The organism is Acidobacteriota bacterium, from assembly GCA_020845575.1.
Taxonomy (GTDB): Bacteria; Acidobacteriota; Vicinamibacteria; order Vicinamibacterales; family Vicinamibacteraceae; genus Luteitalea.
In genome coordinates, this window is record JADLFL010000034.1 from 23779 (window position 1) to 37075 (window position 13297).

Sequence of the window (13297 nt, forward strand, 5' to 3'; positions counted from 1 at the left end):
CGGGGTTCCTCGCTCAGGCCGAAGGTGTCAACTCGTACCGCAGCGGGTACAAGCTGTTGGACGGCATCAACTGGTAGCCCAGCATCCGCGCGGAGTTGACCACCACGGGCGCGCGCAGATTCACCATGGTGCGCTCGTCGAGGATGGTGACGACGGCCAGCCACACGAGCGCGCCGTCATCGGGATCGCCGAGCCGTGCGCGATCGGCATCGCTCAGCGCGCAGCGGTAGTCGGGCTGCACGCGTCGAGGGTCGATGGCGAGGAACGACGCCGATGGGCCTTCCACCGATTGCAGGCACTGGAACGGATCGAGCTCCCGGGACGACAGCACCACGAACCGGCGGCACTCCTCGAATCCGGGCAACCCGGCCGGGAACGTGATGACCTGATCCGCGGCGACGCCGAACGTGCCGAATGCGGTCTCGACGCGCGTGGAAGCGGCCGGTGTGGCCTGACTGCTCATCGGAGGTAGTCCATCAGCGTACTGCGCTGCGTCGTTCCGGCGGCGGCAATCGCCACCTCCTGTGCCTGCTGCGCACGGGTCATTTCGGAAATCGCCTCGGCGAGATTGATCTCCTCGGCACTCGCCCGACGCGTGTTGCTGGCGTTCCGCATCTCGTCGAGACGGGCCTTCTCGGTCGGCAGGGCGCTCAGCGTGGCGCCGACGCGACTCTGGGCGCTGACGGCGCGGTCGAACGCGCCGCCGAGCTCGGTGATCGCGCCGTCGATCCCCGTCATGTCGCCCGTCCGGACGGCGGCAGCAAGGGCGTCAAGCGTCTGGAACAGGTCGTTGGCGGCACTCCCCTGCATCACGCTGCTTCCGTCAACGGTGACCGCCGCCGCTGACGACCGCGAGATGTCCACCTGGACGACGTTGGCATCCCCCTGATACGCAGACACCGTGGCACCGGTCTTCGTGTACGGTGCGGTGGTACTCGCGGCACCGGAGAAGAGATGGACGCCGCGGTAGCTGGTGTTCACCGCCGTGAACAACGCATCGCGCGCCCCTTCGATCTCGAGCGCGATCGCCTCGCGCTGTGCAGACGACAGCACGGTGCTGCGACCGGCCGCACCCTGCGTCTGTGCACGCGTGATGCTGGAGATCATGTCGCTCAACACGGCATCGGTGACGCGCAGGCGGGAGTCCACCGAGTCGTTCGCGTCGCGATACCTGTCGAGCGCGTTGATCTCCGCGCGCTCGCGCATCGCGATCGCGGCTGCGGCCGGGTTGTCGCTCGCCTGCTGGTAGCGCATGCCCGATCCCGCCTGTTGGCGCGCTTTGGCGAACGCCGTGGCGGTGTTCTGGATGTCGCGCAGCGAGTTCCTGTAGATCGTGTTCTCGGTGACCCGGAGCATGTGCCTCGCCTACCGCTTGATGGACAGCAACGTGGTGATCGTTTCATCGATCACGGTGAAGAATTGCGCGTTGGCCTGATAAGCCCTCTGGAACCGCAACATCATCGCGGCTTCTTCGTCGATCGACACGCCGGAGACGCTGTCGCGCAGCTGTTCGATCTGCTCGAGGATGTCCGCACGGTTGGCCTGCTCCACGCGTGCGCGGTTGACGTCGCGTCCCACGGTGTACGCCAGGCCGGACCATGCCTGGTCGGGTGTCTGGCCACCCACGATGGCCGCATCGCGCAGGTCGGCGAGCTGACGCGCGATGACGTTGTCTCCAGCCACCGCCACGCCGGCTGCCGCGATGCGCTCGGGATGACCGGCGATGGCGGCATCGAGTGAGAGTGAAGCGGCCGCGCCGGCGACCGTCGCGGGCGTCGTGAAGAAGTTCCCACCCACCGCGCCGTTCTTGTCGTAACCCGTCGTGTGGAGTGCGTTGACCGCGTTGGCGACGTCGTAGGCGATCTGGTCGAGCTGCGCCATGTAGGCCGGTATCGACTGATCGCGCGCCTGGATGGCGCCGGCCACGCGTCCGTCGGTGATCTCGGCGGTGATGTCCACGCCGGCGGCCTGGATGCGCGCGTATCCGTACGGAGGCGTGCTCACCGCCTCCACCGCGTACGCGTCGTTGCCCACCACCAGGGGACGCCCTGTGCGCGTCTGCACCTGCATCGTGCCGTCGGCCAGCTCGATCACTTGCGTACCGATGATGCCCGACAACTCCTTGATGGCCTCCATCTGCTCGTCACGCAGGTGCAGGGTCTGGGACGTGGGCGCCGAGCCGATCGCCTTGTTGAGCACGGCGATCCGATCGGTGAGCTGATTGATCTGGATGACGTCCTGCCGGACGCGCACGTCGGCGGCGTTCGCGGCGTCCGTCAATCGCGACGACATGCCGTTGAATGCCGCCGCGAGTCCGGCACCTTCCGACAGCACCTGCTGCCGCGCCGTGGGCGACGTGGGTGCGTCGGCCAGTTGCGCGAACGCGTCGAAGAACTGGGCCAGGTCCGAATCGAGCGAACTGCCAGGCGTGCCGAGCGCGACTTCCGCGAGTCCGAGCGTGTCTGCCAGCGCCGCCTGCTTCCGCTCCATCGGCGCCTCGTCGAACAGGCGCTGATCGAACAGGCGGTCGCGCAGCGACCGCACGCCGAGCACCTGCGCGCCGTTGCCCGCCGAGAACCTGTCGTGCGGGGCCACGGTGCCGAGATCGGCGACACGCCGGGTATAGCCGGGTGTATTGATGTTGGCCAGGTTGTTGCCAACGACGTCGAGGCCGAAGCGCTGGACGTCGAGCGCCCGCGAGGCGCTGCCGAGCATGCCGAACAGGGACATCAGCCTCTCGCCGTCAGATACGCGCCGCCGTCGACGGACGCGTGCAACTGCCCCACGGGCGTGTAGCCGCCAGGGGCATCGAAGGACGCGGGAGCGCCCGTCAACTGCAGCAGCGACCCGCCAAGACGACGACACCGCGCCATGGCGGTCACGAGCGACTCGGCGTCGATCGACGACAGGGACTCGCCCGCCGACAGCGCGTCGGCAGCAGCGGTCTTGAAGGCCTGGACGCGCATGTGCAACGCCGTCTCGCTGTTGGCCATGACGTCGTAGTCGACGCGGGTCAGGGCGTCGGCGAGCCCCGTGAGGGCCGTTTCGAGCGCCCGCGCCGTGTGCGTCAGTCGTGACGGATGCTTCGCCACCGGTGCTCCCTCATCTGGCCGGGGTCGCCGGCCTACTTGGACAGCAGGCTGTCGATCAGGCGGTCTGCCAGACGCTCCGCGTCGTTGCCGATCTCGCCGGCGGCCAGCTTCGCCTTGGCGCGCTCGACCACGTCCTGCCGGATTTCGGGTGTCTTCGACGCGGCGTCGAGTGCCTTCCCGAGCAGCATGGCGTCGGCAGACACGTCCACGCGATCGCCACCGGCGCTCTCGCGCGCCTGCTGGGCCCGCTCCTGCGCTGCGCGGTCCACCTGCCTGGTCTGCCCCGCGTCGTGTACGCCCGATGGGCGCTCGCCCTCAATCTTCATCGTCTACTCCTGTCGCGTCCGGCGAGAAGCCGGCGCGTACCCACAGGAATCGGCAGTCCTTCACTGACCTTTAATGTCACCTGTCAAATTCCTGACGAATTGCGCCGGGTCCACCCGCCGACCTGCTTGCGTCACCTCGAAATGCAGGTGCGGACCCGTGGATCGGCCCGTGCTGCCCACGCGTCCCAGCTGCTGACCCTGCGCGACGGTCTGGCCCGGCCGCACGTCGAACGACGACAAGTGCGCGTATCGCGATTCGAAGCCGTTCTGGTGCCTGATGACAACGGTGAGGCCGTACCCACCCTGCTCCTCCGCCGTCACCACCGTGCCGTGAGCCGCTGCCGGCACGGGGGCACCGTATCCGGCTGCAAGGTCGATGCCGCCATGGAACCTGGCACGACCGCTGAACGGATCGCCACGCCATCCGTAGGCGGAACTGACACGTCCGGCCATTTCGAGCGACACGGCCGATGTCTCGCGAGACGGATTCGCGGCTGTGACTGGACTCGCGTGTCGGTGCACCGACATTGTCTCCGCGGCTGCTGTAGCGTCAGTCGCACGAGGTGCCACGTCGAAGGCCCTCGGTTCGGTGTCGGTGATCGAACCCGGTGCGACAGCCGACTGCTGGCGGGTCCAGGCGTCGACCATGGTGGGCGTGAGTCCCAGCCCGCCGGCCCTCGCGAGGTGGAGCGCGAGTTCGCTGTCGATGGTCGACGAGTACGTCTCCTTGCCAAGCCCCTCACCCGCGGCCTCCTCGTCGAGCAGCGACTTGCGCATCTGCTTGATCATCTCGAGCATCAGCATCGACTCGAACTGCGCCGCGAGTTCGCCGAGCGTGACCGCTTCTGCCGCGGGATTCGCGCGGTCCGCGAGCCGGGTTCCGGCGTCGGACGGCGATACGGCGGCTGGAGTCGAGAGATCGCGAGTCATGGCAGCGAGCGCCGGGCGCTAGATGACGACGATCTCCGCGCGGAGGGCGCCGGCGGCCTTGAGCGCCTGCACGATGGCGATGATGTCGCGCGGCGTCACGCCGAGCGCATTGAGCGCGCGCACGACGGCGTCGAGCGTCACGCCTTCCTCCAGCGCGACGAGTCGCGATTCGGTCTCCTTCACATCCACGTCCTGGTTCGGCACGACGACGGTCTCCGCCCGCCCCGGCGCGAACGACGCGTTGGGCTGCGACACCTCGTACCTGGTGCTGATCCTGACGGCGAGCGATCCGTGCGCGACGGCCGCCGCCCCGAGTGTGACGAGCGAACCGACGACCACCGTGCCCGTCCGTTCGTTGATCACCACGCGAGCGGGCACGTCGGATTCGACGGGCAACGCCTCGATGCGCGCCATCAACGCCGGCACGTTCCCGCGCAGATCCGCCGGCACGGCGATCGCCACCGTCGCGGGATCGATCGCGCGCGCCACGCCGGTACCAAGCGCGCTGTCGACGGCCGCCGCGAGACGCGCCGCCGTCGAGAAGTCGGGCGTGTTGAGCGCGAGCATCACGCGATCGCCGTCGGGCACCTCGCCGCGCGGCTGCACCTGCACGAGACCGCCGCCGGGCACGCGTCCGGCTGTCAGGTGGTTGACCTGGACCTTGTTGCCGCCGCTCCCGGCGCCGAAGCCGCCGAGCGTCAGCGCACCCTGCGCGAGCGCCACGACCTCGCCGTCCATGCCGCGCAGCGGCGTGGGCACGAGCGTGCCGCCCTGCAGGCTGCGCGCGTCGCCGATCGACGACACGATCACGTCGAGCCGGACGCCCGGTCGCGCAAACGGCGGGAGTTCGGCGCTGACCATCACGGCGGCCACGTTCTCGACCTTCATCATCTCCGGCGTCACGATCACGCCGAAGCGCTCGAGCGTGTTGGCCATCGAGAGATTGGTGAACAGCGTCTGACGCTTGTCGCCGGTCCGGTTGAGGCCGATCACCAGGCCGTACCCGATGAGCGGCGACGGCCGCACGCCGACCAGCGACGCCACGTCCTTCACCCGCGTCGTCGCACCACTGCGCGCGCCGACCGGCACCGTCACGACCAGTACGGCCGCCGCGGCAGCAGCCATCCACCCCGCCCACCGTCCCACGCCCGACCTCCTCGTCTCAGTCATCGATGTACTCCACCACTCAGTGCCTGCCTCGTGCCATCCGGTTGCCCGTTGCCGATTGCCGGTTGCCTGCTAGAAGATCTTGTTGATGATCCGGAGCAGGAATCCCGGCTTCAGGTTGTCGCGCATCAGGCCGCGGCCGTAGTACTGGATGCGGAGTTGCGCGATCTGCGTCGACAGGATCTGGTTGCTGCGGCGCACGTCCTGCGCACGCACCACGCCCGTCAGCACCACGACCTGGCGCTCGCCGTTCAGATCGAGTTCGCGCACGCCCTCCAGCACGAGATCTCCATTGGGCAGGACTTCGCTCACGCGCGCCGTCATCGTCGCCGTCAGCATGCTGGTGCGTGACGTCGTCCCGCCGCCCTTGAACGCGGTCTCGGTGCTCGCGCTCGCCAGAGACGAGGGATCGATCATCGAGGGCATCTTGGTCTCGAGGCCGAACAGCGTCGGCACGCCTGCCGATCCCTTGCTCTTCTTGTCGAGCCGCGAGTCGGCCGTCGCCGCCGACTCGATGTTCTCCACCACGCGTACGGTGATGATGTCGTTCACCCGGCTCGCGCGCCGGTCCGACGTGAGGCCGGTGATCCAGTCGAGCGAGGGTTCGTCGGCCGGTGCGGCCGACGCGCGCGCGAGCAATCGCGCGGTTTCCAGGTGCCGCTGGATGGCGGCGTCATACGTATCCTTCGGCATCGGGTTCGCCGTCTGGGCGATCGCCATCTGCGCGACAACGAGGCTGCCGAGAACGGCGCCGAGGCTGCTACGAACCATGCATCACCTCCACGAGCGCCTGGCCACGTACGCGGCCGTGCAGGCGCCGACGGCTGTCCGGGTTCACCACGATCACCGGATCGCCGAGACCGGCGGCCTGTGCCGCGATGGCGCGTCCGCGGATTTCGAGGCCACCGATCCGCGCCACGGTGACCACTTCGTCGCCCGAGGCCACGAGCGGACGTGCGACGAGCGCGGTGTGCGTCACCACGTCGCCATCCCTGAATGACTTGCGCGACGTGGCGCCAATCACGGCGGCGAGGGTCGGCAGCGGCGCCAGGAGCTGGCGCCCGATGTCCTCGCGCACCTCGATGACCGACGTCTCGGTGAACGCCGATCGCGGACGGAGCGCGCCGACGGCGCGGACGTGGCGGGCGCTGACGCGGACGCGCGCCGTGAGCCGGCCCACGCGAACGTCACGCGACGCCGACGGCCCGTACAGGACGAAGCGCACCGGTCCTGCCGTTCGGCTCGAGGGTTCGGGGACGGCCCGCGTCACTCGCGACGTCCGTGGCAGGACGTGCAGCACCGGCGCGTCGAGCGTCACCTCCGCGTCTACGCCGAACGTGTCGCGTACGGCGTCGGTCGCGCGCGCGAGTGCCTCGTCGAGCACCGTGGGCACCTGCGCACGCGCCTGCACCGCGATGCACGCCAGGGCAAGCCCCGCCAGGAGCATGCGGCTAGCGCGCAAGCCCGTTCACCTGCTGGAGCATCTCGTCCGCCGTGCGAATCACCTTCGAATTCGCCTCGTACGCGCGCTGGCCGAGGATCATGTTCACCATCTCCTCGACGATGCTGACGTTGGACTCTTCGAGGAATCCCTGCTGCAACGTACCGAGGCCGTCGGTCCCGGGCAGACCCGTGATCGCATCGCCCGATGCGGTGGTCACGGTGAACAGGTTGCTGCCCATCGCGTGCAGTCCCGCGGGATTCTGGAACGCGGCCAGTTCGATCGTGCCCACCTGCTGCGCGGCGCTCTCTCCGGCCACCGTCGCCGAGACGATGCCATCGCGCGAGATGCTCACGGACACGGCGTTGGCCGGGATCGTGATCGACGGTTCCACCACGTATCCCTCGTTGGTCACGAGCGTGCCTTCCTGATTCACGTGCAGGTTGCCCGAGCGCGTATACGCCGTCTGACCGTCGGGCAACGTGATCTGGAGGAAGCCGCGCCCTTCGATCGCGAGGTCGTACGGTGCGTTGGTGGCGCGCAGGTTGCCGCTGCCGAAGTCACGCGAGATCGCCACGGGCTTGGCGCCGAGGCCGAGTTCCATGCCCACGGGCGATTCGGCAGTCGCGTCAGTGGCGCTGCCTGCCGCCGTGATCTGCTGGTAGACCAGGTCCTCGAACTCGACGCGGCTCTTCTTGAAGCCCGACGTGTTCACGTTGGCCAGGTTGTGCGCGATGTTGTCGATGTTGGCCTGCTGCGCGTTCATGCCGCTCGCGGCGGTGTACATCGCTCGAATCATGTTCGTCCTCTGACTGCCGATTGACGGTGCGGGCCATTCCGTGGCCGTGTATGCGCACCGTGCGAAAACGTCCGATGGCGCGGGCGCTCCGCCCTACCGCCTGCCCAGTTCCGAGATGGCGCGTCCGTCGAGTTCCGTGTGCAGGATGTTGAGTCCGCGCTGGAGTGCTTCGAAACCGCGCGCGACTTCCGTGAGCGCCACCATGCGATCCACCACCGAGACGTTCGACGCCTCGAGCAGACCCGATCGCACCTCGGCGTTGCTCGACTCTTCTGGCGTCAGGGAGGCGGGTGCGCGAAACCGCCCGAGCTCTTCACGCTCGAGCGTCGAGTAGTCATCGAAGTCCACCACGCGAAGACGGCCCATCGTCTGCGAGCCCGCGCTGACGGTACCGTCGCCGGCAACGCTGAGGGGGCCGCTCGTGGCGTCGACCTTCAGGGTGCGGTCTGTCGTCCCTTGGGGGGCCACCGCCTGCAGCGGGTGCCCATCGGCCGTGACCAGCGTGCCGTCGGTCGCGATCGACAAATGGCCGTTGCGCGTGTAGCGCGGCCCATTGGGGGTGTCCACCACGAAGAAGCCGCGGCCTTCGATCGCGAAATCGAGGTCGCGCCCCGTGCGCTCCATCGAGCCCGGACGGAAATCGAGGTACCCCGTGGCGGGCGTAACGTCCACGGCCGCCTGGAGCACCCGATCGAAATCAGGGCGCTCGGCGGCCTGCGTGGTCACGCGCTCGGACTTGTAGCCTGCTGTCTTGGCATTGGCGATGTCGCCGGCGAGCCTGTCCAACTGCTCCATCCGACTCCGCAACCCGCTCAACGCCGCGTATGCGCCGCCTGCCATCTCTGCTCCATCTCCTCAGGGCGCCACGATCAGGTCCTGGCGACCCGCCGCGCCGTCGATGCGTATCCATGCAAATCCCGGGCCCCATGTGTGCTGCCATGACGCCGCGGTCCCGTCGAGGGCGCCGTCGACAATCCGTCGCGCCGCTTGCGCGGCTGACAGGCGGCCGACACCCGCAGGCACGCGCAGCACGTCGGCCTCTCCGTAGGCATCGAGGAGCGACACGAGTACCCCGTCGCTCACCAGATAGGGCCGCACGCGTCGTCCAGTGCCCGTCTGGAGTGCGGCGATGGCCATGCGAGGCAATGGCGCCGTCACGGCGGTGCGCAACGTGCCATCGCGCTCGATGCACAGCGGGACGATCCCGAGGGCATGTACGACGGTTCGCGACAGGTCCGCCACGGGACGACGCACCGAGGCGACATCCACGCGGGCGAGGAATCCGACGCCGCACTGGCGCGCCAGCGCGTGCGTGAGAGGGGTCTCGTCGATCGCGCGCATCTCGAGCAGTTGCGCGCCGAGGCGCTGGCCCGTCACCCGTTGCGCGTCCAGCGCCGCGTGCAACGTCTCGGCACTGATCGCACGCGCCGCCACGAGCGACGCGCCGAGTCGCACCGGCGGCATGGGAGATACCAGCGGACATGCGGGCGGCTTCAGCGACGCGAGGCGACGTGTGGTGGCGTCGGCCAGGCACGCCGCCGTGCAGAACCACTCGCCGTCGAAGTGCAGACCGCGACGCACCAGTGCCAGCAGGCGGCCGGCGCGGCACTCGCTATGCGCGCAGCGCCGCATGTCCTGCCTCCGGATTGATGCGCGCCAGCCGGGTGGCGTCAGTGTCGGCTGCCACGGTCGTCTTCGCTGTGGTGCCACGACGAACCCGCCTGCTCCCACCGACGCCACGCCGTGGAGTCTGGCCCCGTGGAGATCCGTTCGATCTCGGTGGCCATCTCGCGGAAGCCCGTTTCGGCGGTTTCGGTGAGCAGGTTGAGCGCTTCATGGAGGCGCGCCACCCGCGTCTCGAGCGCAAGCGTGCGCCGCGGCGCCTGACGCATCAGGCGCACGGCGACGACAAGCAGTGTGCCCGGCGTCAGGATCAGGATGGACGACAGGACGAACAGCAATACGGTCATCACGGCAGGACCCTCAGAGTTCGAGGCTTCGCAGACGATCGGCGGTGCTCACCACTTCGCTCACGCGCAGGCCATAGCAACCAGACACGACCACCACCTGGCCGCGGGCCACGAGCCGTCCGTTGACGAGCAGGTCCACGGGGTCGTCAGGCGATCGCGCGAGATCGATCATCGATCCCGGTCCGAGGCGCGCCAGGTTCTCGAGCGTCATCTGCGTCTCGCCGAACCTGACCGTGATGGGCAGTTCGATATCGAGCACGACATCGAGGTTGCGCGGGACCACCGCTGCGTCGACCGGCACGCGAACGTGATCGACGCTCAGGGGGGGCGCGGCAGGCCGCGCGGGCTCCACGGCCCTGGCGGCGACCGGAGCCAGATCCGCCCAGAACGTCAGGCGCACGGGCTCGTCGGTCCCCAGCATCATGTCGAAGGACACGGCCTGGGGCGGCGCCGGAGTGCCAGACATGGCCGGCGTCTCGACGTCGAGCGTCGGGCCATTGTCCGTCCCGTACGCGTACGCGGCGGCCGCCTGTCCGAGCAACTCACGCAACGTGTCGACAATGTCGGTATCCGCCACATCGGCCGCGTGCCCGACGATGGCCGTGACGATGCGGACCGCGCCCTCTCTGGACAGTGCGAGGGTCGCGGTGCCGCTGCGCGTGCCACCGACGCGAATCGGCACCTGCCAGTCGGCAACCGTATCGCCCGCGGTCGGCAACACACGGATCGTGATACCCGTCATCGCGCCGAGCACGTCGCCGAGCTTGACGGCGAGCGCTTCGAGGATCGCCGCGCCTTCAACCATGGACCACCTCCGGCAGGGCGTGGTTCGCGGTGGGGCTCGACACGGTGTTGAGCAGCCGGACGCCCGCACGACCTGCCTCGCTCACGGGATGCGCCTCGAACTTCACCGTGTCGTGGATGCGGACCTGCAACGGATCACTGAGCCGATGCCCGAGCGCGATCACGTCGCCCGGTGCGAACTCGAGGACGTCACGCGCCAGCATCGTCGTCTCCACCGTCGCTGCCACGCCCACGGGCAGGTGACCCAACGTGCGCCAGAACTGTTCCCTGTCGGCGACCGTCGGCTCGCGATGCGAGCGGTACCAGGTATGCGTGAACGAATCGCCGACGCTCTCGATGACGGTCGCTGGCAGACAGAAGTGCAGCATGCCGCGCGTGTCGCCCACCTTGATGTCGAAGCCCACCAGGACAACGACCTCGTTTGGTGCGGCCACCTGCAGCATCTGCGGCCGCGTCTCCCTGCCGTTGACGCGGAACCTGACTTCGACGATGTTGCGCCACGTCTCGGTGAGATGCTCGAGGATCAGCTTCACCACTCCGTCGATCACCGTGTGCTCGATCTCGGTGAGGCCGCGCGTCGGGGCCATCCCCCTGCCAGTGCCGCCGAGCATGCGGTCGATCATCGAGAACGCGACGGCGGGATTGAGTTCGAGGGCCGCCAGGCCTTCGATCGGCGACAGCGAGATCGCGTAGAACGCCGTCGGGTCCGGCAGCGACATCAGGAACTCGGAGTACGTGAACTGCTCGACCGACGTGACGTTGACGTCGGTGACCGTCCGCAGGTACGCCGAGAGCGACGTGGAGATGTTGCGCGCGAAGCGGTCGTGCAGGAACTGCAGCGAGCGGATCTGCTCCCGATTGACCCTGTCAGGCCGCCGGAAGTTGTAAACGACGACGGAACCATCGTCGAGGGGCCGGCCGCCGGGTGCGCGCGGCTCCTGACTGGCTGTCGACGTCAACAGGGCGTCGATCTCGTCCTGCGAGAGGATCTTGCTCACGCGCGGGCCTCGGGCTTCTGCAGGCGGGCCTTCAGGTTGCTGCGCAGGCGCGAGAGGGCGAGCGAACGCAGCTGCGAGACGCGCGATTCACACACGCCGATGACGGCGCCGATTTCGGCCATCGTCATCTCTTCCTCGTAGTAGAGGGCGAGAATCTGTCGCTCGCGCTCGGGCAGTTCGAGGATCGCCCTGGCGAGCAGCGCGCGCAGTTCCTTGCGTTCGAGCTGCGCGTCAGGCCCCTCGTCTGCGTCGATGCACAGTTCCAGGAGCGGCTGCCCATCCTCGCCCGTCGCGTCGAGCTGGCGGACGGCGCCGACGTCGAGCGTCCGCACCTGGTCCATCGCCTTGTCGTACTCGGCCGGCGACATCTGCATCTGACCGGCGACCTCGTCTTCGGTCGGCTCGCGCTTGAGCTCCGACCGCAGCTTGGCGACGGCGCCGTCGAGCTCGCGACGCATGCGGCGCAGCGATCGCGGGGCCCAATCCAGGTCGCGCAGCGCGTCGAGCATGGCGCCCTGGACGCGACGGCGGGCGAAGGCGTCGAACGGCACACCCATCGACGGCCTGTAACGGCCCGCGGCGTCGATGAGTCCCATCACGCCCACGCTGATGAGATCGGTCATCTCCACCTGGGCCGGCAGCCGCTGCGCCAGCCGGTGGGCCAGCGCCTTCACGAGCCCGACGTGCGCGATCACCAGCTGATCGCGGTCCAGATAGCTCGCCTGAGGGGTCAGTACCGGCACGGCCTTCTCTCCTGTCCAGCGCCCACGCGACGGGGCGTTCATGCGTGCACCATGGGCACCTGCCCGAGCAGGCACGCGGCAATCAACTCCGGGGCGGCAGTCACGAGGTCTTCGGGGACCTGCTGCCCGAGACCGATGAGCGAAACGGGAATCTCTCGTTCACGGAGGACGCGCACGAGCGGCATCACCGACTCGGCTTCGTCCACCTTCGACATCACCACGCGATCCGGGGTTGCGGCGGCGAACCGTTCCCAGAGGCGCTCGAAGTCGCGCGGCGACGTGGTGCCGGGCACCACCAGGTGTGTCCGCACATCAGGGATGGCGCCGAGGGCGGCAAAGAACGCCGCGGCCTCCTCGTTGGCGGGAGACAGGCCCGGCGTGTCGATGAGCGTCGGCAGCGCGCTGGCCTCCACCGCCGCAACCGCCTCCTTCGGCGTCCGCGCCACGACGCAGGGGCTGCCGATGATGTCGGCGTACATGCACAACTGCTCGACGGCACCGACGCGATAGCCGTCGGCTGCGACGAGGCGGAACCGCCGCTCGCCGCGTGCGCGCGCCTGCGCCGCCACCTTGGCGATGGTCGTGGTCTTGCCCACGCCCGGAGGTCCGACGAACATGTTCATCGCACCGAGCGGCTGCGCGCAGGCGAGCGGCGTCAGGCAGTCGGCCAGCGCATCGCGCAACTGCCCCTGCGTGACGTCGCGGCGGGTGCGCGCCGGCATCGCCGAGACGACCTGCTCGGCCAGGTCCCTGTCGAGCCCGGTCGCAATCAACCTGGCCACCAGGCCGTCTGTCACCGGTCCGTCGGCGACCGAAGGCGCGGCACGCTCCGCCACGGGTGCGTGGTCAGACTGTCGTCCTTTCGACACCTCAGATGACGGGAATGCCGAGACTTCGACTTCCCTGCCACCCAGCCAGCCGCGCCAGCCGGACGCCGGAACGAGCCGCGTGCCCAGGACGAGTGCCGTCGGCCCGAGGCTCTGGCGGGCCATCGCAAGGGCCTCACGAACATTGGAACTGCGAAAAC

General features: G+C 68.8%; 17 protein-coding genes. All 17 read right to left on the reverse strand.

Annotated features, from left to right (window positions below; genetic code table 11):
- Positions 1–13: 13 nt before the first annotated feature.
- The 17 genes from fliW to IT182_09380 all read right to left on the reverse strand — a co-directional run bounded on the left by fliW (position 14) and on the right by IT182_09380 (position 13262).
- Positions 14–463, reverse strand: a complete 450-nt coding sequence (gene fliW / locus IT182_09300; protein ID MCC6163531.1) for a flagellar assembly protein FliW — start codon at positions 461–463, stop codon at positions 14–16.
- A complete protein-coding gene (locus tag IT182_09305; GenBank protein MCC6163532.1) occupies positions 460–1356 on the reverse strand; it encodes a hypothetical protein in 897 nt (298 codons plus the stop codon). The genes fliW and IT182_09305 overlap by 4 nt, the downstream gene beginning before the upstream one ends.
- 9 nt (positions 1357–1365) lie before the next feature.
- Positions 1366–2730: a flagellar hook-associated protein FlgK gene (gene flgK, locus IT182_09310; protein ID MCC6163533.1), complete on the reverse strand. Its 1365-nt coding sequence runs from the start codon at positions 2728–2730 to the stop codon at positions 1366–1368.
- Positions 2730–3092 (reverse strand): hypothetical protein, encoded by a 363-nt coding sequence (locus IT182_09315; protein MCC6163534.1) that lies wholly within the window; start codon positions 3090–3092, stop codon positions 2730–2732. Before IT182_09315 ends, flgK begins: the two co-directional genes overlap by 1 nt.
- Before the next feature lie 32 nt (positions 3093–3124).
- A complete protein-coding gene (flgM, locus tag IT182_09320; GenBank protein ID MCC6163535.1) occupies positions 3125–3418 on the reverse strand; it encodes a flagellar biosynthesis anti-sigma factor FlgM in 294 nt (97 codons plus the stop codon).
- 60 nt (positions 3419–3478) lie between these two features.
- On the reverse strand, positions 3479–4348 hold the full coding sequence (locus tag IT182_09325) for a peptidoglycan DD-metalloendopeptidase family protein (GenBank protein MCC6163536.1): 870 nt from the start codon (positions 4346–4348) through the stop codon (positions 3479–3481).
- Between the two features lie 18 nt (positions 4349–4366).
- Positions 4367–5473, reverse strand: coding sequence for a flagellar basal body P-ring protein FlgI (locus IT182_09330; GenBank protein ID MCC6163537.1), 1107 nt, complete (start codon positions 5471–5473; stop codon positions 4367–4369).
- A gap of 114 nt (positions 5474–5587) precedes the next feature.
- Positions 5588–6286 (reverse strand): flagellar basal body L-ring protein FlgH, encoded by a 699-nt coding sequence (locus IT182_09335; GenBank protein ID MCC6163538.1) that lies wholly within the window; start codon positions 6284–6286, stop codon positions 5588–5590.
- Positions 6276–6977, reverse strand: coding sequence for a flagellar basal body P-ring formation protein FlgA (gene flgA, locus IT182_09340; protein ID MCC6163539.1), 702 nt, complete (start codon positions 6975–6977; stop codon positions 6276–6278). The genes IT182_09335 and flgA overlap by 11 nt, the downstream gene beginning before the upstream one ends.
- Complete coding sequence (flgG, locus tag IT182_09345; GenBank protein MCC6163540.1) at positions 6967–7755, reverse strand: flagellar basal-body rod protein FlgG; 789 nt, start codon at positions 7753–7755, stop codon at positions 6967–6969. The genes flgA and flgG overlap by 11 nt, the downstream gene beginning before the upstream one ends.
- A gap of 93 nt (positions 7756–7848) precedes the next feature.
- Entirely contained in the window at positions 7849–8595 is a 747-nt protein-coding gene (locus IT182_09350; GenBank protein MCC6163541.1) for a flagellar hook basal-body protein, read from the reverse strand.
- A 15-nt stretch (positions 8596–8610) separates the two neighbouring features.
- A complete protein-coding gene (locus tag IT182_09355) occupies positions 8611–9387 on the reverse strand; it encodes a hypothetical protein (GenBank protein ID MCC6163542.1) in 777 nt (258 codons plus the stop codon).
- 38 nt (positions 9388–9425) lie between these two features.
- On the reverse strand, positions 9426–9725 hold the full coding sequence (locus tag IT182_09360) for a hypothetical protein (GenBank protein MCC6163543.1): 300 nt from the start codon (positions 9723–9725) through the stop codon (positions 9426–9428).
- 13 nt (positions 9726–9738) lie between these two features.
- The gene (locus IT182_09365) at positions 9739–10530 is read right to left on the reverse strand and encodes a FliM/FliN family flagellar motor switch protein (GenBank protein MCC6163544.1); all 792 of its coding nucleotides are present in this window, start codon (positions 10528–10530) and stop codon (positions 9739–9741) included.
- A complete protein-coding gene (gene fliM / locus IT182_09370) occupies positions 10523–11527 on the reverse strand; it encodes a flagellar motor switch protein FliM (GenBank protein ID MCC6163545.1) in 1005 nt (334 codons plus the stop codon). The genes IT182_09365 and fliM overlap by 8 nt, the downstream gene beginning before the upstream one ends.
- A complete protein-coding gene (locus tag IT182_09375; GenBank protein ID MCC6163546.1) occupies positions 11524–12270 on the reverse strand; it encodes a FliA/WhiG family RNA polymerase sigma factor in 747 nt (248 codons plus the stop codon). Before IT182_09375 ends, fliM begins: the two co-directional genes overlap by 4 nt.
- A gap of 38 nt (positions 12271–12308) precedes the next feature.
- A complete protein-coding gene (locus tag IT182_09380; protein ID MCC6163547.1) occupies positions 12309–13262 on the reverse strand; it encodes a hypothetical protein in 954 nt (317 codons plus the stop codon).
- Positions 13263–13297 lie beyond the last annotated feature (35 nt).